The organism is Janthinobacterium sp. 78, assembly GCF_003096775.1.
Taxonomy (GTDB): domain Bacteria; phylum Pseudomonadota; class Gammaproteobacteria; order Burkholderiales; family Burkholderiaceae_D; genus Janthinobacterium; species Janthinobacterium tructae.
The window spans coordinates 2,989,386-3,007,918 of the sequence record NZ_QENT01000001.1 but is presented as its reverse complement, the minus strand read 5'-3'; the positions used below and the strand labels follow the sequence as shown (position 1 = coordinate 3,007,918).

Below are 18,533 nucleotides of genomic sequence, written 5' to 3'. Positions count from 1 at the left end.
CCAACCGGCGGTCCGGTCGACAGATACACGCAGCATAAAAGGCCAAGGTGGATGTTTTGTCAAAGAAATGTGGAGATTCGATGGAGGCAGCGAAGAATGCTAGACTCCGTGCATGAACTATCTCCACAGCGCCAGCCAGCCCTCCTTCCTTGCCACCACGCCGCCTTCCGCCCTCGTTCTGATCGCCGAAGATGAACCGCAAATCGCCCGCATCCTGGCCGGCTACCTGGAGCGCGACGGCTACCGCACGGCCTTCGCCCTGGACGGGCAGGAAGCGCTGCAGCAGCATCTGGCGCTGGCGCCGGATCTGCTGCTGCTCGACGTGCAAATGCCCAGAGTCGACGGCTGGGGCGTGCTGACGGAAGTGCGGCGACGCGGCGAAACGCCCGTCATCATGCTCACGGCGCGCGACCAGGATGCCGACAAGCTGGCCGCCCTGCGCGTGGGCGCGGACGACTACATCATCAAGCCCTTCAATCCGGCCGAAGTGGTGGCCCGCGTGGCGGCCGTGCTGCGCCGCTCGCGCGTGCGCCACCACCCTGTGGGCGGCCAGCGCCTGCGCTGCGGCCCCATCGACATCGACCAGGAAACGTATGTGGCCAGCGTGCTGCGCGATGGCGCGCCCGTGCCCTTGAGCCTGACCTTGACGGAATTTCGCCTGCTGGCGCACCTGGCGCGCACGCCGCGCCGCGTCTGCAGCCGCCTGGAATTGCTGGAGTCGTGCATGCCCGAGAGCAATTCGATGGAACGCACGGTGGACAGCCACGTCAGCAAGCTGCGCAAGAAGCTGGAAGAAGCGGGCGTGAAGAACATGCCGGCCAGCCTGCGCGGCGTGGGCTACCGGCTGGAAAGCGACTGATGCGCTTCACGGGCCTGAACCGGCAGATCGTGCTGTCGATGTCCGTGCTGATGGTCAGCAGCATCCTGATCATCTGGATGGGCTCATGGATCTTCTTTGCCGTCGCCTTCAAGATCGACCCCGACATGCTGTCCGAACCGGACGACTGGTCGCCCAGCACCGTCGAATGGCTGTGGATCTTCGCCATCACCATCTTCGGCCTGGGCCTGGCGGCCTTTTTCGCCATCAAGCTGGCCGCGCGCATCTTGAAACCGATCAATTCCGTGATGGACAGCGTGCGCCGCGTGGCGCATGGCGACCTGTCCGCGCGCGCCTTCGCGGGCGACCGCAGCCTGGGCGAGACGGCCATGCTGGTCGATGACTTCAACAGCATGGCCGAGCGCCTGCAGCGGGCGGCCAAGGAAAGCGAAACGTGGAATGCGGCCATCGCGCATGAATTGCGCACGCCCGTGACCATCCTGCGCGGCACCTTGCAAGGCGTCGTCGATGGCGTCTTCAAGCCCGAGGAAGTGCCGTTCTCCAGCCTGCTGGCGCAAGTCGAGGACCTGGGCCGCCTGATCGAGGATTTGCGCACCCTGAGCCTGGCTGACAGCGGCCACATGCAGCTGCGCATGGCGTGGACGGACCTGACCCTGGAAATCGAGGAAGTGCGCCGCCTGCTGGCGCCGGAAATGGAGGCAGCCGGTTTTAGCCTGCAATTGCACCTGTCCGACCATCCCGTCTGCTGCGACGCGGCGCGCATCCGGCAAATCGTGCTGGCCCTGCTCGACAACGCGCGCCGCTATGCGCATCCGGGCCTGCTGCGCGTGCGCACGCGCGTGCAGGCCGGCCAGTATTACCTGAGCGTCGAGGATGCGGGGCCCGGCATTGCCGAGGAACTGGCGCCGCACGTGTTCGAGGCGTTTCGCCGCGGCGACAGCGATGGCGGCGACCTGCATGCGGGCAGCGGCCTGGGTCTGGCCGTGGTCGAAGCCATCGCGCGCGCGCACGGCGGCAGCGCGGCCTGCACGCGCGGCAAGGCGGGCGGCAGCGTGTTTACCATCAAGTGGCCGGTCGAGCATGGGGCGCCGCCGGCCGCCGCCTGACTATATCGCTGGCGCGCGCAGCATGTCGACGAAGGCGCGCAAGACGGCCGGCATCTGCCGCCGGCTCGGGTAGTACAGGAAGTAACGGGACGGCGGCGGCAAACAGCGCTGCAGCACGCACGCCAGATGCCCCGCCGCGAGATCGGCGCGCGCATCGGCCGCGTACACATACGCCAGTCCCGCGCCATCGCGCGCCGCGCGCAGCATCAGTGCATCGTCGTCGAACACCAGCGGGCCATTGACGGCGATGCTGACGGCATCCCCCTCCTGCCCGAACTCCCACGCATACTGGCGCCCGCTGGGAAAACGCCGGCCTATGCAGGCATGCGCCAGCAAGTCGCGCGGCGTGGCTGGCGCGCCATGCGCCGCCAGGTAAGCGGGTGACGCCACCACCACGAACGGTTGCGGCGCGCCTACGGGCACGGCAATCATGTCGGCCGCCACCTGTTCGCCGAAGCGGATGCCAGCATCAAAACCGTCGCGCACGATATCGATCATGCCGTCATCGGTGACCACGTCCACCTGCACGCGCGGATAGCGCGCGACAAAACCGGCCAGCATGGGCGCCAGCAGCAGCCGCGCGGCCGGACGGGGCACGTTCAGGCGCAGCTTACCTGCAGGCACATCCTGCAAGGCGCTCACGTCCAGCAAGGCATCGTCGATTTCGCGCATGGCCGGCGTGAGGCGCGCCAATAGCTGCTGCCCCGCCTCGGTCGGCGTGACGCTGCGCGTAGTGCGGTTCAGCAGGCGCACGCCCAGTCGCTCTTCCAGCGCGCGCAATGCGTGGCTGAGGGCGGAGGCGGACACGCCACGTTCGAGCGCCGCCTGGCGAAAGCTGCGCAGGCGGGCAACGGCGGCAAAGGCCGCCAATTCATTCAGATCAGCCATCATTCATGAGTTTCATTCAGTAATCCATGCAGGATTAACCATCTTATCGCATGCTGTTGCTTCACCCATACTCCTTGCATCTTTTTTTGAAGAGGAGTAAAAAATGGAACACAGAACACTGGGCAGAACACTGGGCAACTCCGGCTTGCGCGTCGCCCCCATTGGCCTGGGCTGCATGGGCATGAGCTTTGCCTACGGCGGCGCAGACGAGGCCACCTCGCTGCGCGTGCTGCACCGCGCCGTGGACATGGGCGTGACCCTGATCGATACAGCGGAAGTCTACGGACCCTACGCCAACGAGGAACTGGTAGGGCGCGGCCTGAAGCAGCTGCGCGGCAAGGTCCACATCGCCACCAAATTCGGCTTCAAGATCTTGCCGCACGGCCAGGGCGTGGAACGCATGGCGGGCGTGGACAGCCGGCCCGAACACATCGTGCAAGCCGTGGAAGCGTCGCTGTCCAGGCTCGGCATCGAATGCATCGACTTGCTGTATCAGCACCGCGTGGACCCCGCCGTGCCGATCGAAGACGTGGTCGGCACCATGGCGGATCTGGTGCAGGCCGGCAAGGTGCGCCACCTGGGGCTGTCGGAAGTGTCGGCCGCCACCCTGCGCCGCGCCCACGCCGTGCATCCGATTGCGGCCGTGCAGTCCGAATACTCGCTGTGGAGCCGCGACGTGGAAGCCGAGGTGCTGCCCGCCTGCCGCGCGCTGGGCATCGGCTTCGTCCCTTACAGCCCGCTGGGCCGGGGATTTTTGACGGGCCAGCTCACCTCCAGCCCCGCACTGGCGCCCGACGACTACCGCCACAGCCTGCCCCGCTTTCAGCCGCAGGCGATGGCGGCCAATGCGGCCCTGGTGGCCGAACTGCGGCGCCTGGCGGCGGCGCGCGGCGCCACGGCGGCCCAGCTGGCCCTGGCCTGGCTGCTGGCGCAAGGCGACGACATCGTGCCGATTCCCGGCGCCCGCAGCCTGGCGCACCTGGAAGAAAATGTCGCCGCCGCGCAGATTAAATTGAGCGACGCCGAGCTGGCCGCCATCGGCGCGGCCATCACGCCCGCCAGCGTGCAGGGCGCGCGCTACCCGCAGCATGAGCTTGCCATGCTTGGCCTGTAGACTACCGTGCATGAGTGCGCTATACCGGTACTTTTTTGTCCAGCGCACTTGAAATGCCTGAATCCGCTATCATTTCCAATCTGAACTATTCACTATGAAAGAGATTGACATGTCCGCACTGCTCGAAACACTGCAATGGCGCTACGCCACCAAGAAGATGGACCCGACGAAAACGGTGCCGCAAGACAAAGTTGAGCGCATCCTGGAAGCCGTGCGCCTGACGGCCAGCTCCAGCGGACTGCATCCGTATGAAGTGTTCGTCGTGACGAATCCGGCCCTGCGCGAGCAGATCAAGCCACACGCGTGGAACCAGTCTCAGGTAACGGATGCCTCGCACCTGCTGGTGTTTGCCGCCTGGGACAATTACACGGTGGAACGCATCAACGCCCGCTTTGACCTGGTCAACACCGTGCGCGGCTTCAAGAATGAAGGCTGGGAAGCGTACCGCCAGCAAATCCTCGCCACGTATCCGCAGCGCGACGCGGAAACCAACTACCAGCACGCGGCGCGCCAGGCGTATATCGGCGTCGGCACGGCCCTGATCGCCGCGGCGCAGGAAAAAGTCGATTCGACGCCGATGGAAGGCTTTGATCCGGCCAAGGTCGATGAAATCCTGAACCTGCGCGAAAAAGGCTTGCGTTCCGTCGTCATGCTGCCGCTCGGTTACCGCGCCGACGAAGGCGACTGGCTGGTGGACCTGAAAAAAGTGCGCCCTGCGCGCGAGCAATTCATCACCGAGCTGGCCTGAGCGTTTTCAGCGCCCCGAGCGTGACTGAAAAGCGGATGCCCTCACCGGCATCCGCTTTTTTTTGCTGTCAGACTGGCTGCGGAAAGCGCACCGTCACTTGCAGTCCCCGTCCCGCCTCGCCGTCGGCCAGCGCGATGTCGGCCTGGTGGTGCTCGGCGATGTGGCGCACGATGGACAGGCCCAGGCCACAGCCCCAGGCGTCGTTGCCGTCGGGACGGAAGAAGCGGTCGAACAGGCGCGCATGGTGCTGGCGCGGCACGCCGGGTCCATTGTCGGACACGCGCAGCAGCGGCCTGCCCTCTTCCAGAGCCGCCTGCAAATCGACCCTGCCGCCCTGCTGCGTGTAGCGCAAGGCGTTATCGATCAGGTTATTCAGCAACACTTGCAAACCGTCGGGATCGGCCTGCACCAGCACCGGGGCCGGAAGCGCTTCCACCACACCCAGGTCGATGGCACGGCTGTCGGCCAGCGCGCTGTGGTCGGCCACGGCCGCTTCCAGCAACTCTCCCAGATCAACCGTTTGCAGCTGGCTGGCCGTCAGCGCCGTTTCATGGCGCGCCAGGCTGAGCAATTGCCGCACCAGGTGCGTGCTGCGGTCCAGCCGTTCGTGCAGCCGCGCCAGCGCCACGCGGCGTTCTTCCTCGCTGCCGGCCCGCTCGGCCACCTGCAGCTGCAGTTTCAATGCCGTCAGCGGCGAGCGCAATTCATGCGCCGCATCGGCGACAAAGGTGCGCTGCGCCGTCAGCGCCACCTCGAATCGCCGCATCAAGCCATTCAGCGCCAGCGCCACGGGCCGCAACTCGGGCGGCATGTCGTCGGCCGCCAGCGGCGTCAGGGCGTCCGGCGAACGGCCCGCCACGGATTCGGCCAGCCGGTGCAGCGGTGCCAGCGCGCGACCCACCACGGCGACGATCAGCAGCGCCAGGATCAGCGCGAACGCCAGCAGCGGCGCGCCGGCGCGCATGGTCATTTGCCAGGCCAGCTGGTCGCGCACGGCCTGCGCCTGCGCCACCTGCACGTAACGGCCGCGCCGCGTCTCGCCATACAGGCGCCAGTCTTCGCCGCGCAACGTGACATCGGCAAAGCCGGCCAGTGCATAGCGCGGCAGTGCCGCTTGGTCAGGCAAGACGGGCAAGGGCTGCCCATCCTCGTCCCACGCCTGCAGCACGAACGCTTCTTCCGGCTCCTGCGCGGCCGGCGCCCCCGTCTGCGGCTCAAACTCGTCGGGCAAGGCCACGGCCAGCTGGCGCAGCTGCAAATCGGCCAGTTCATTGGATTCTTCCAACAGCGAACGGAACAGCGAAATGCCGGCGCCGAGCACGCACAGCAAGGTGGCCGCCAGCAAACCGAGCAGCAACTGGCGGCGGATGGTCAGCAAGATGCTGCCCGCATCTTGTAGCCCACGCCGCGCACGGTCTGGATGCAGTCCGCGCCCAGCTTCTTGCGCAGCTGGTACACGTACACGTCGACAGTATTGCTTTCCACTTCGCTATCCCAGCCGTACAGTTTTTCGCTCAGTTGCCGTTTAGACACCACCTTGCCCGGATGGTCGAGCAAGGCGCGCAGCACGGAAAACTCGCGCGGCGCCAGCTTGACCTGTGCGCCTTCGCAGGTGACGTCGTGGCTGGCCAGGTCCAGGGTCAGCGCGCCATGCTCGATGACGGAGCGCGAACGGCTGACCCGGCGGCGCAGCAGCGCGCGTATGCGCGCCAGCAGCTCGTCGAGGTCGAACGGTTTCACCAGGTAATCGTCGGCGCCGCTGTCGAGCCCCTCGACGCGGGCCCGCGTGCCGTCGCGCGCCGTGATGATCAGCACGGGCAGCTCGGCGCCCCGCGCGCGCGTGGCGCGCAGCACGTCCATGCCCTGCTTGCCGGGCAAGCCCAGGTCCAGCAGCATCAAATCGTAGGCGAAGCCAGCCAGCGCCAGCTCCGCATCGTGGCCATCGCGCACCCAGTCCACGGCATAGCACTCGCCGCGCAAGCCCTCGACCAGGCTTTCCCCGATCATCGGATCGTCTTCCACCAGCAACACGCGCACCCTAGCCCTCACAATCGCACAAAATAGCGACATCTTACCTTGGCTGGCGCAAGCCGGGTGGGCGCTGGCTGCGCTACCGCGGCCATCCGCTCCAGGTGGCAAGGGTTGCCAATGTTCCGGGACGCCTAAGCAGCCTCCTGCGGAGAATTGACGTCAGCCAACGCCGGCGCCGCAGTCAATCTCTTACAGATCCGGGTTGCGGTTCAAGGTCACGTCCCCTTCCGTGGCCGCATGCGAGTCGACAGGCAGCATGGTCACGACGGGCCTGGCGTTGACGTACCAGTCGCTGTCGAACTGGCTGTAGGGATTGGTCTTGCTGATCGCGCCGTCCTGCTGCTGCGTCAGACTGGACTGTGGTTGCTGTGACTGGCGCTCCGGTGTCATCTTCATGTTATCGCCGGCGCCATGGCTGTACACGTCGAGCGGGATTTGATGATCGTAGACGAACGCTTCGGTGGTGCCAGGCACACCCGTCAATACTTGCCAGGCAGGAATTTGGTAATTACTCTGCGGGCTCTGCGGTTTCAGGAACACCAGCACGGTCTTGCCTCGCATCTCTTCCAATTTCACGTTGTAGCTGATGTTAATTTGCGTAACCATCGTTTGCTCCCTGCTGTGGCTCTGCCCGGACTCAAGAAAAACAGCGCCGGACGACGAGTCCGCGATTTCCTCTGGCGCTGGTCATCACTGCAAACGATGCGGCGGCGCTCGCCTGGCACTGGCAGGATCAGGAGCAAGCTGCACAATTGATTTTGGGTAAGTTAATTTCCTAATTGTAATTATATGGGATGGCATGTCTTATAATTCCCTCCAAAAGTAACGCTGACAGGATTGCATTATTCCCGGCGCTATTCAGGCGCGGGGCATGCTTGACTTCTCTGGGCCGATTCATTAACTTGGCAGTAAAAACCGGCGCGCGGTGAGCACCGTATGCCACTGTCACCCACCAACCTGGCCCGCCGGCCTGCCCCACCCCGGCGCCAGTTCCACTGCACGTTTTTACATAGATGGGTCACCAGGCCATGCCGACACACGATCATTCCCAGGCCCATCCGCTGGCCACCGCGCTGGCGCTCTCGCTGGGCGCCGCCGTCGCCCTGGGCCTGTCGCGCTTTTCGTATGGCTTGCTGCTGCCGCCCATGCGCGCCGACCTGGGCTGGTCCTACCTGCTGGCCGGGGCCATGAACACCTTCAATGCGCTCGGCTATTTTCTGGGCGCCCTGGCCACGCCGGCCCTGATGCGCCGCCTGGGCGTGTGGCGACTGCTGATGACCGGCTGCGTGCTGGCCAGCATCTTCATGCTGATGTCGGGCCTGGTCAGCGATACGACCGCCCTGTTCCTGCAGCGCGTGTGTGCGGGCGTGGCCAGCGCCTTCATTTTCATCGCCGGCGGCGTGCTGGCGGCGCGGCTCGGTTCCATGCACAGCCAGCGCGCCGGCTTCTACATCGGCCTGTACTACGGCGGCACGGGCTTCGGCATTGCGCTGTCGGCCCTGCTGGTGCCGGCGGCGCTGGCCGCCGCACAGGAGCATGGCGCCGCGCATGCCTGGCAATGGCCCTGGCTGGCACTGGGCATCGCCTGCCTGCTCGCCACCGCCATCATGGCCCTGCCGGCGAAAGCCATCGGCGAAGCGCCGCGCGCCCTCGACACGCCACGGCGCTTCGCCTGGCGCGATTTCGCCCCCAGCCTGGCCGGCTACTTCATGTTTGGCGTCGGCTATATCGGCTACATGACCTTCGTCATCGCCCTACTCAAGCAGCAAGGCATGCCACCGGCGCGCATCACCGTGTTCTACACCCTGCTGGGCCTGGCGGTCGTGGCGTCGTCGCGCATCTGGGCCCGCATGCTCGACCGCTACAAGGGCGGCGAATCGCTGGCGATATTAAATGGCGTGCTGGGCGTGGTGACCATCCTGCCCGCACTGACCAGCTACGTGCCCGTCGTGTTCCTCTCCGGCCTGGTCTTCGGCGCCGTGTTCCTGTCGGTGGTGGCCTCGACGACGGCCCTGGTGCGGCATAATTTGCCGCAGCAATCGTGGACGGCCGGCATAACCGCCTACACGACGGTGTTCGCGCTGGGCCAGATCGTCGGCCCCATCGCGGTCGGCTGGATCGCGGACGGCCCGGCAGGACTGGAGCGGGGCTTGATCGCCTCGGCCATCGCCCTCTTCATCGGCGCCGCATTGGCCGCGCGGCAAAAGGCGCTGGCGCCGGCCGCATAGTAGACTGCTGGCATGGCCCACCTTCGCAGAAAGATCACGATGAACACCGATGCACGAAAAATCCCGGCAACGATGGATGCCGAAACGCTGGAATTCATCCAGGGCCTGTTTGCCCTGGTGCGCGAAGGCGACACGCAGCAACTGGGCGCCATGCTCGCGCAAGGCGTGCCCGTCAACTTCCGCAACGAAAAAGGCGACAGCCTGATCATGCTGGCCAGCTACCTCGGCCACCTGGAAACGTCGCGCCTGCTGCTCGAAGCGGGCGCCGACGCCAATGTGCCCAACGACCAGGGCCAGACACCGCTGGCCGGCGTGGCCTACAAGGGCTACCTGGAGATCGCCGAACTGCTGCTCAAGCATGGCGCCAAGGTGGAAGGCGCCAGCCCGGACGGCAAGACTCCGTTGATGATGGCCGCCATGTTCAACCGCCTGGCCATCTTCGAGCTGCTGCTGCAACACGGCGCGCGCATCGATGCCGTGGACAGCCGCGGCATGACTGCCGTTTCGCTGGCCAAGTCCATGAATGCACAGGGGACGCTGGCTCGCCTGGTCAGCCTGGGGCAGACGACAGCGTAGTCGATGCAGGTATCGCCGGCGGTTTTGCGACTGCCATTGGAGAGTTCAGGAAACGCTCTGCCCTAACATCGTTTCTCCGCAAGGGGAAGGCAAGCGTCCTGGCGCAACTCGCGCCGCACGCCCTGGCGTACGTCGTCCATGCCGATTTCCTCGCTGCCGCGACGCAGGCAAGCCAACGCCGCGTGGCGCAGCACGTTGATGATGGCGCCGCCGCTCAGTTCAAATTCATCGGCCAGCGCATCGAGCGCACAGTCCGGCGCCAGCCGGCATGGCGGCGCGAAGGCGCCCTGCCATAGCCGCAGGCGCTCGGTGCGGCCCGGCATCGGGAAATGCAGCATCGACTGGAGGCGCCCCGCGCAGGCCTCGTCAATATTGACATTGAGATTACTCGCCAGAATGGCCACGCCGGGAAAATCCTCGATCCGCTGCAACAGGCGGGCCACATCCTCGTTGGCGCCGCGCTTGCCGAACAGTACATCGGCCGCGTCGAAGAACAAGATCCAGTCTTGCTGCCCGGCCTGCTCAAACACGCGCGCCAGGTTTTTCTCCGTTTCGCCGGTGTATGTCGACACCAGCATCGACAGGTCGATGCGGTACACCGGCAAGCCGCTCTGCTTGCCCAGCAGCGCAGCGGTGAGCGACTTGCCGGTGCCGGGCGGGCCATAAAACAGGCTGCGAAAGCCCGGCTTGATGCGCCGTTCCAGCCCCCAGCCGCGCAGCAGCGTGTCGCGGTGTTCGATCCAGGCGCGGATGTCGTCCACCTTGTCCTGCAGCTGCGGCGCCAGCACCAGCTGGTCCCAGTCCAAGGTGGTACTGAGGCGCCGGGCCGGCAAGCCGCCGTCGTAGTCGGGCTGGCAAGACTCGCCGGTGACCAGCAACGACAGCGCCTCGCGTCCCAGTTGCAGCGGATGACCGAGCAGGGTCCGGGGAGCAGCGCCGTCGGCTGGCCATTCGTCCCATGCCAGCAAGCCAAGCCTGCGCAGCGGCGCGCCGGCGCCGAACAGGCGATGCGTGGCCATGCGTGCCGCCAGCCGGTCGCCGGCCAGCAGGAATGACGCGGTCTCGGCGGTCGGCCAGAAGCCCCGCTGGCTGCCGCCCTGCCCGCCGAACTCGCTGAACGGCAAATCCAGGCTGGCGTTGCGAATCAGGAAGCTGTCCAGCGCCTGCGGACGCACATGCGGCGCCAGCGCGAGAATCAGCACCAGCCGCTCCTCGGCACTGAGCCCCCATTTGCGCAACGCCAAGGCATACGGTGCGTGCGCCGGCAAGGTGGGCGGCTCCGGCATGCGAGAAGCGTCGGCGCGCTGGAAATACTGCGCCATCGACGCCGCGATGAGGGCATCCAGCCAGGCCAGCTCGGCCTCCAGCGCCTTGGCGGCCGTGATCTCGATGTCCTCGTCGGCGCCGAGGGACAGCCGGGTCTCACCGCACAGGGCCACGCCGTCCTTCGACATGGCCAGCGTGTTCGTATGCATGAAGCCCGGTGCGGCCGGGACATGCACCTGCGCGCCGTCACTGGCGACGCAGCGTGGCGGCAAGCCGAAAGTGACCGCGGTCATCCAGTTATCTTGTTCCAGCGTATGCTCCACACGGGCGATATACACGTCGCCGTCGAAGCGCCCACCCAGTCCGGCCAGTTCGATGGTCTTGCCCGGTACCGCCAGCGCATTGCCCGGGAAACTCACCGTACCGCGCACGCCGGTGCCCGCGTCCAGCTCGGCATTGAACGCGATGATCGACTCGCCACAGGTGAGCACCAGCCCGCAGCTGTTGTCAGCTTGCACCGGCGCTTCGATGGCGACCTCGGTGCAGCTCAGCACCAGCTGCGAGCGGCCCTGTCCGCGCATCCGCACGCCGTGCTTGACGATGATGCCCTTGAAGACGGTACTGGTGTTCGGGTGGTAGCCCATTGCGACCTCCACCATCACGCCGGGCAGCAGCGTGTCTGCCGTACCGAGCTCGAATCCCACCGTGGACGGATCGCCGTCGGCGAGCACGATGCGTGCCGTGCCCAGGCGATTGAGCTCGCGCGTGACGTGTATGCTTTCGACTGCATAGTCATCCGGCATGGCATGCCCGTTCAGCGTGACCGTCATCGACACCAGGCCGGTCTTGCCACCCAGCGGCCATATGCCTGGGTCTTGCGCTTCACCTGCCATCACAATAACTCCTCGATAAGCGATCAGGAAACCTGCTGTTGCTGCTGGAATGTCAGCACGATGAATTCGGCCGGATGAAGCAAGGCCACGCGTATCGACACGCGCATATAACCGTTCAGGATATCGTCGCCGCTCATGCTGCTGCCCAGACCGATCTGCACGCTGAACGCATCCTGCGCCTTGGCGCCGGCCAGCGCCCCGCTCTGCCACTGCTGGGTCAGGAAGTTGGAGATCATGTTCTGCACCGCCACCCAGGTCGTGGCCACGTTGGGCGCGAAGACATAGGCGAGCATCGCGTTCTTGATCGATTGCTCCAGCATGATCAGCGTGCGGCGCACGTTGATGTAGCGCCAGTCATCGCTGTTGCCATCGAGCGTGCGCGCGCCCCACACCACCAGGCCACGCGTGGGAAGCGTGCGGATCGCGTTGACCGCCCGCCCGTCGAGCGGCATGTTCAAATCCTCCTGGTCGTCATGCGAGATATCCACCATCGGCGAGAGCGCCCCCATGATGCTGGTGTTGGCCGGCGCCATCCACACGCCAGCACTTTCATCCGTCCGCGCGTACACGCCAGCCATGGCGCAGGCCGGCGGCAACTGATTGGCCAGCGTCAGCATGTCTGCCACCACGCGCTGGTACAGGGGACTCACCTGCCGAAGCTGGTCATGACAGCGCGCAATCACCGCCGTGCGGCTTTGCGTGCCGACTGGCAACGGAACGGCGTCGGCCGGCAGCCGATGTTGGATGGCGGCATACAAGGTGTTCATATTGCCTTGCATCTGCGCGGAGGGTTGCGGCTTCATCGCCGCCAGTTCGGCCTTGAGAGCGTCAGCCAGCACCGCCAGCCCTGCGTCTTGCAGGCTGTCGTAGGTGATGCTGCCTTCGTCGACCACATCAAAATTGAGCCACGGATAATAGGCCGCGCCGTAGTGGAGGAAATTGCTGCCGATTTTCTCGCGCAAGCCATCCATCTTGCCGGAAATAACATCACCGTCCGGGTCATAGCTACGCTGCGTGCCGCCGCCATGGATGTCGATCAGCGCCATGCGGCTCTGCATGCTGCCGCAATGCAGGAGCGCCGCCTGCCAGAACTGGTAGCAATCGTCCGCACTAGCGAGCAAGACGCTGTCCGGCGCCACGATCAGCGTCACATCCAGCACTTTTTTCAAGACATCGAACGGTGCTTCCCTGACGCCGGCGGGATCAGGCTCCGGCATAAAATCCGAGGCTTGGATGCCATTCGCCTGGACGCTGGCAAAGGTTCCCACCGATATCACGTAGGCCGGTCCGCCGCCGTTCAAGAAGTACAGCTTCACTCCGTGGTAAAGGAAAAACTGCTGCGCCAATGCGGCGGTGAGGAGCTTCTGGTCGGTGCGGGGGGCCAGCGAAAAACTCGGCACCGGTGGCCCGCCGAAGATACGCACATAGTCCACCAGCGAGCCGATACGGGTGGGAATGCCTGCCTTGGCAACAGCTCCGTCGACAGCCTTCTCGGTGTAGCCGAGAAACACCGGTATCGCCGTGGGCACCTCGACGACCGTATTGGGAAATGCATCCTGCTCGACGATATACACGCCGGGGGTCTTCAATTGCATCATCGCTCCCTGTCCGGTACTGGGCTTGAAGGCTGTCGCGGCGGCCGCAAGCGGAATGTCAACATACGATAAACAACGGCAAGTATCGCCGTGTCAGTGATTTGTGAGCAAGCCAAGTTGGTGCCAAATTGGCGACCAAGCAGGAATTTTAATATGAAATTTTGTTTTTTAATAAATTAAGAAATACTGCTGTCTCCGCAGCTGAAAAAGACCTTGCGCAAAAATAGCGTCGAGGAAATGCCATCGGCGCTTGTTCGCGTTCAACGTACTGCTGCAGGGCGGCGGGCCGCATAAAAAAGCCCTGTAAAAACAGGGCTTTAACTTACTCGGTCATTCCGACATGCAGAGTTTCCGCGGAAAACTCACTCCCACTCGATGCTCAATGAAGTCGCTAAGCCATTGATTTTTTGGTGCTTTCCAAACCATTCAGTTACCGATACCTCTCTAAAATACCCTCACCTGGAAAATCCGTTATTGCCGGTTTGTCGTACACTTGTCCGCAACGGGCATGGCGAAGAAAGTTTAGAAATCAAGGGTAACTGACGGTGCGCTGCGCTTTGCTACTCCTTGGTAAACGGCCTCAATATTATTCCCATCGGGGTCGAGTACGAAGGCAGCGTAATATCCAGGATGGTAGGCCCGCACGCCAGGTGGGCCATTGTCGTGCCCTCCGTGCGCAAACGCAGCGTTGTAGAAGGCATCAACCGTCGCGCGATCTTTCGCTTGAAAAGCTAGATGATGCCGCCCAGTCAACTTGCCCGAAGCTGTCACGCTGTTTGAGGAGGATACGACAAGTTCATCGGCCACGAAATAATCGCTTTCGGTGCTGAAAACCGGTATATCCAACACGGACATGACCGCCTTGTAAAAATTTTCGCTTGCCTTAAGATCGCGTACCACAAGCTGTATGTGGTCAAGCAGGCGGCCGCGATGAAGTCGATTAATTTCCATGATTGTTGCTTCCGTGAAAACGGGAATGTCAGTACTTCGCACCATTCTGAATAAACGGTAAGCGTCGTTTGCCAGCGTTGCAAAATAATTATACCCACATTTTCCCCCGCAGGCGGCGAGGCGGGGTCAGGTTGAGCTAGTCCTGCCCCCGCCGCTCCTTGCCATCAAGAATGGTATCTGACCCCGGGCCCGCTGGCAGACCCTTTGATGCGCATTACTTGGTAAAAGGTGTCATTAAAGACGGTATCTGACCCCGGTCCGCATCGCGGCGACTTTCCATCGCTCTGAAAAATGACAACGACCCTCGGTTTTTCATCTAATAATCAGTCACCAAAGTAGCGTTCCTTCACTCAAACCGCTGTTCGCGCCCCTTATCCTCTCGCTGTTCGCGCTCTTTTTCTCGCTCGATTCGATCTGCAAGTTTTTCAGATATTGATTTTGCCGCTGCAGCGATCTGTACGTTTTTATGTTCCACCAGCACGCCAATCGCAGCGGCTCTAGGTTGCATCGCATCCGCCAAGCTACCTGACCAAATTGAAGGTGATACACGATCAGCAAATGCCTCCAAGACAGCTTCTGGATTGGGGGAAGTCTCCAGCAGCTTGATCGCTGAGTCGGATAACGTAACTGTCTCCATATCTCCGTCGTTAGACCAAACGCCAATACCCGTCGCGGCAGCTGCCCAAACGTCACTATTGTTTCGGGAACTACACCACGCAATTAAAACGTCGACATCGATTTGAGCGAGAGGAGGCTTATCCCAGCTGCAGAGGCTAATAAACATCAATCGTCGATGTTGTTCTTCCTCTGAACCCGCAAAAACGCGATTGAGAAACGCCTCAGACATCAATCCTATGGTGGTCTGGATAGCATTTTCAAAAGCATGGATATGACCATAACTCTCGTCAATAACGGCGAAGATTGTGTCGAGCCAGTGCAGCTTTTCGGTCTCATTGCCATCGAAGCGCAACGCGGCACCTACGACGTTCTCCATGGCATGATCCACACTCCCGCCAAAATCATTGTGATCCCTTTGTAGCCTTTGGATTGCAGCTCGCAGTCCGACCAGTCGCAATTCGGGACCAAGAGTGTCCAATGCGACATCTTTGTCATGCAACTTCATACTCAGCGCATCCAAAACCACATCATCGCCATTCGTTTTAGTCAGGAGTCGCTGTGCGAGATTGAGTACACGGCGCGCGGGCAAATTGGCGTACCCGTCTTGCCAAAAGATTGGCCCGAACATCCCAAGGTAAGTGGCTGGATGATCTAGAAGCACCTCGCAACGGCTTAGGTCAGATTCTTTGAAATCGCGCTGCGGGTGCAAGCCGACCAATACCTGTCGAAGTTCTGGATGTTGTAAGCATTGGTCGAGCAACTCCTGCACTAGAGCAGGATCGACAGCATTAGTCTCCTCGATAAAGCCTACAAGGACAGCAAAATTCTTGCTGGCTTCGGTCTGCCGTTCCAGATGTTCAACGAGTTTTCGCCATCCAGCTCGCAGATCAAGAGCCCCCTTAGCCAACCCCCTCCCAAACGTGGCACGATAGGGCATCCAATCATTGGCAAACAAGTTGGAACCCAATTCCTCAAGTTCATGGGCCGATGTAGCAAAGTCTTCACCCAAGCGCAGTGACTTGGCTTGGAGCCGCCTCTCAGCTTCTTCATAATTATTACCTTCATGACAAAAATCGGTATCCAGCGACCCGTAGCTGCCCTTAGTTAGCACATATGTCATTATTGCCGGCACCAAGTCGTTGGGTTTCAATTCTCTATCCAAGGCGGCGAGCTCTTCTGGTAAGCGATGGAAATTTTCCTTTCCTTGGCGATTGGAATAGTCGAAATTAATCGTTGATCGAACGGCTCTCCAACCCTCGCCAAAAGGTTGGTAAGCGTGCAACTTTCTGGCCGCATCGACGAGTTTTCCCCTCATTGCTTCTTGGCGCCACATCACCCGAAACGCATTCGCCAAAGTCCGCCGTGCGGGCCTCTCAAGATCAGTATCACCACATGTGCCCAATTTCACTGTAACGTCGACGAAGGCACTACGCCACTCCACGAGTTCTTTATGGTTTGGATGAAATCCAAAGTTTCTGGGACGAGCGCCGAATTCGCTCATAACGCTTCCCGTCCACCGCGGCCCACCTAAGGCCGCTGAAAGCATACTAAAACCTAGCGACTTCCGTCCCGCCACTTCTGATGAAAAACACTCGTTTAGGATCGTGATCCGCTGTCCTAGTGAAGCATGTGTGCCAGATAAGTATGCTTGAAAAAAAGTACTGATCTTGGCTCGAACCGCGTCAAAGTTGTTGCTCTCATCTTCATAATCCGCCGCACGGATCAGCAGTCTAAGACAACGGTCAAAGGCTTCTGCTTCGTATGCCAACAATCGCAATAAATTAAGAATCGTAGTCCGCTGCAACTTGTAACGAGGATGCATACCTTTGAAATCAGGCGCAGAAAGTTCTGCTTCTATCCTGTCAAGGAGAGCTTCAGGCGCAACTGGGCTGATATAGTCCAGAATTCGTAGTGACATCTCGTCCAACTCCGATATCTGCCCCAGCATTCCATCAGACTGGAGCCAAGTCTCAACAATCTCCTTTGCTACCGGATGGTCGTGCAACAGACCTAACCTGTGTGCAAATGACATTAGTAATCGTTGATGACCCGGTCTTTCAAAGACTGCCCTGAGTTTATCAACCGGGATACTATCGAGTGCCGATGCCGCCAGTTTGTTCGCAATAGCATGCGGCAAGATGGCTCTCCAATGTCCCCGTTTTTGTACCACATGGCGTTCCGATAGCTTGTTTACGGATCTAAACAACTGGGTACGAGAATGGCCAGAGATCGAGCCAAGTGTGTCCAGCTCCTGGTCACCAACCGCCCCATTTGAGATCGAAAACGAATACACCAGGGACAATATCTCAGCCTGTTCCCGCAACTCGTTGTCCGGCTGATTGCGCTGTTCGAATAAGCGATTGAACAACTGAGTGTCAGAAAGCTGAGCCAAGCTCTCGCCTGCCTCTACCCTCTCGGCGATTGCCAAGGATACTCTCGCGTTCCCATCTGCAAACTCTGCTATACGGCGAGCGTTGTTCTGGCCAATACCCGGGAAGCGGCGGATCAGAAGCTGCTCCGCCATCTCGGGTCCGACTGCTTCAATGTGGATTACCTCGGTTGTCTGAGGCTTGTCATCTCTGATGTCATACTCAACGGTGATAAGTCTCACTTCACCGCCTGCGGCTGATACCCTACTGGCAAGCAAAGAGTGTAATTCTGATGGGCAGTTATCAAGTATCAGAACAGCACGTCGGCGCTCTGCAATAAGCCTGTCCAGCATCGCTGTAGCCGACGGGTCCGGATTCGCACCAGTATCGACATAGACTGCCACTGTCCGATCCAGTGCATTTTTACCAACTGCCTCATCGAACAGTGCCTGCACGATCCTGGTCTTTCCTACGCCGGATAACCCAGTTATGCGAACCGCTTTAGCCGTAGTCCGGATGAGCTCTCTCATCGGTTCGATGGCATTTTCTATACTGAGCTTTTGATGCTTATGCGAAGGCAATGTGACCGACACCCCTGAAGTCGAAATCAGCGTATCGTCGGTGCCTTGAGGTGGATTACTCCAAGCTCCGTATGCTTGCCAACCCGAGTATCCTTGACCTAGCTGCCCCTTTAACCACAGCAAAACCGAAGGATGCTGACGCACCCACTGAACTAGTTTCGAACGGTCGTAAAAGTCAATATGTATATTTGACTTGTTGCGGTCGTCCTTGAAGGCATATCGCATCGCTGAGAGACGATCACTTTTCATCGGAGGAGAGCAATCATCATCCAAACTGACAATGATGTAACTACCACTTTTCGCGGCCTGTTCGCTGATCGCTGACACCAATACGCCGGCAGCAACCATTTCCTTCATGATAGCGGCCTTGGGCATCGAGTGTTTCTTAGCCTGAAGAATCGTATCGGACCGTTCAAGGAACCCCGTATTGAGTTTGTCCTCAGGAACCTGAACACGAATATCAATGCCACCGTCAGGAGCATTGATCGAACCTGACCAACTTACCCACGCAGGACTATGCCCCTTCGCTGCTATTTCAGCCTCGGCGAGCCGAGCTATAAACTCTTCTAACAGTACATCCGACAGCCGGAGTAATTCGTCTTTTTCGATGTCAAAGATTGCCACAACTTCACCTCATTAGAACGATTTGTACAGGCAAAGAGCGGCCCATAATTCAGGCAATGGTACTTGAACGAGTACCCGACGGGGTAGCTGTTGTGAGTTGTTGTAAC

At 61.2% G+C, this 18,533-nt stretch carries 14 protein-coding genes; 6 read left to right on the top strand and 8 right to left on the bottom strand.

Annotated elements, in window-relative coordinates; genetic code table 11:
* Positions 1-112: 112 nt before the first annotated feature.
* Together C8C92_RS13415 and C8C92_RS13410 are read left to right on the top strand one after the other, a co-directional pair.
* Positions 113-859 (top strand): response regulator, encoded by a 747-nt coding sequence (locus C8C92_RS13415; RefSeq protein WP_116744191.1) that lies wholly within the window; start codon positions 113-115, stop codon positions 857-859.
* Positions 859-1,944, top strand: coding sequence for an ATP-binding protein (locus tag C8C92_RS13410; protein ID WP_116744190.1), 1,086 nt, complete (start codon positions 859-861; stop codon positions 1,942-1,944). The genes C8C92_RS13415 and C8C92_RS13410 overlap by 1 nt, the downstream gene beginning before the upstream one ends.
* Here C8C92_RS13410 and C8C92_RS13405 read toward each other — a convergent pair whose 3' ends face one another.
* Complete coding sequence (locus C8C92_RS13405) at positions 1,945-2,835, bottom strand: LysR family transcriptional regulator (protein WP_306595302.1); 891 nt, start codon at positions 2,833-2,835, stop codon at positions 1,945-1,947.
* Between the two features lie 100 nt (positions 2,836-2,935).
* Between C8C92_RS13405 and C8C92_RS13400 the strand changes: the two genes are divergently transcribed.
* Together C8C92_RS13400 and C8C92_RS13395 are read left to right on the top strand one after the other, a co-directional pair.
* A complete protein-coding gene (locus tag C8C92_RS13400; protein WP_116744189.1) occupies positions 2,936-3,946 on the top strand; it encodes an aldo/keto reductase in 1,011 nt (336 codons plus the stop codon).
* A 109-nt stretch (positions 3,947-4,055) separates the two neighbouring features.
* The gene (locus C8C92_RS13395) at positions 4,056-4,694 is read left to right on the top strand and encodes an NAD(P)H-dependent oxidoreductase (protein WP_099764086.1); all 639 of its coding nucleotides are present in this window, start codon (positions 4,056-4,058) and stop codon (positions 4,692-4,694) included.
* A gap of 67 nt (positions 4,695-4,761) precedes the next feature.
* On the opposite strand, the gene C8C92_RS13390 is transcribed toward C8C92_RS13395, so the two are convergent.
* The 3 genes from C8C92_RS13390 to C8C92_RS13380 all read right to left on the bottom strand — a co-directional run bounded on the left by C8C92_RS13390 (position 4,762) and on the right by C8C92_RS13380 (position 7,331).
* The gene (locus tag C8C92_RS13390) at positions 4,762-6,072 is read right to left on the bottom strand and encodes an ATP-binding protein (RefSeq protein ID WP_099764087.1); all 1,311 of its coding nucleotides are present in this window, start codon (positions 6,070-6,072) and stop codon (positions 4,762-4,764) included.
* The gene (locus C8C92_RS13385; protein ID WP_165829425.1) at positions 6,066-6,731 is read right to left on the bottom strand and encodes a response regulator transcription factor; all 666 of its coding nucleotides are present in this window, start codon (positions 6,729-6,731) and stop codon (positions 6,066-6,068) included. Before C8C92_RS13385 ends, C8C92_RS13390 begins: the two co-directional genes overlap by 7 nt.
* Positions 6,732-6,914: 183 nt before the next feature.
* Positions 6,915-7,331 (bottom strand): hypothetical protein, encoded by a 417-nt coding sequence (locus tag C8C92_RS13380; RefSeq protein WP_099764089.1) that lies wholly within the window; start codon positions 7,329-7,331, stop codon positions 6,915-6,917.
* 422 nt (positions 7,332-7,753) lie between these two features.
* On the opposite strand from C8C92_RS13380, the gene C8C92_RS13375 reads away from it, so the two are divergent.
* Positions 7,754-8,953 (top strand): YbfB/YjiJ family MFS transporter, encoded by a 1,200-nt coding sequence (locus C8C92_RS13375; protein WP_116745951.1) that lies wholly within the window; start codon positions 7,754-7,756, stop codon positions 8,951-8,953.
* Positions 8,954-8,992: 39 nt separating this feature from the next.
* The gene (locus C8C92_RS13370) at positions 8,993-9,529 is read left to right on the top strand and encodes an ankyrin repeat domain-containing protein (protein ID WP_116744188.1); all 537 of its coding nucleotides are present in this window, start codon (positions 8,993-8,995) and stop codon (positions 9,527-9,529) included.
* 62 nt (positions 9,530-9,591) lie between these two features.
* Here C8C92_RS13370 and C8C92_RS13365 read toward each other — a convergent pair whose 3' ends face one another.
* The 4 genes from C8C92_RS13365 to C8C92_RS13350 form a co-directional block, all read right to left on the bottom strand.
* A complete protein-coding gene (locus C8C92_RS13365) occupies positions 9,592-11,688 on the bottom strand; it encodes an ATP-binding protein (protein WP_116744187.1) in 2,097 nt (698 codons plus the stop codon).
* Between the two features lie 23 nt (positions 11,689-11,711).
* The gene (locus C8C92_RS13360; protein WP_165829423.1) at positions 11,712-13,283 is read right to left on the bottom strand and encodes a phage tail sheath C-terminal domain-containing protein; all 1,572 of its coding nucleotides are present in this window, start codon (positions 13,281-13,283) and stop codon (positions 11,712-11,714) included.
* 522 nt (positions 13,284-13,805) lie between these two features.
* Entirely contained in the window at positions 13,806-14,234 is a 429-nt protein-coding gene (locus C8C92_RS13355; RefSeq protein WP_116745950.1) for a VOC family protein, read from the bottom strand.
* Positions 14,235-14,580: 346 nt separating this feature from the next.
* Positions 14,581-18,426 carry a hypothetical protein gene (locus C8C92_RS13350; RefSeq protein WP_116744185.1) on the bottom strand — a complete coding sequence of 1,282 codons (3,846 nt, stop codon included), beginning with the start codon at positions 18,424-18,426 and terminating at the stop codon, positions 14,581-14,583.
* Positions 18,427-18,533: the final 107 nt, after the last annotated feature.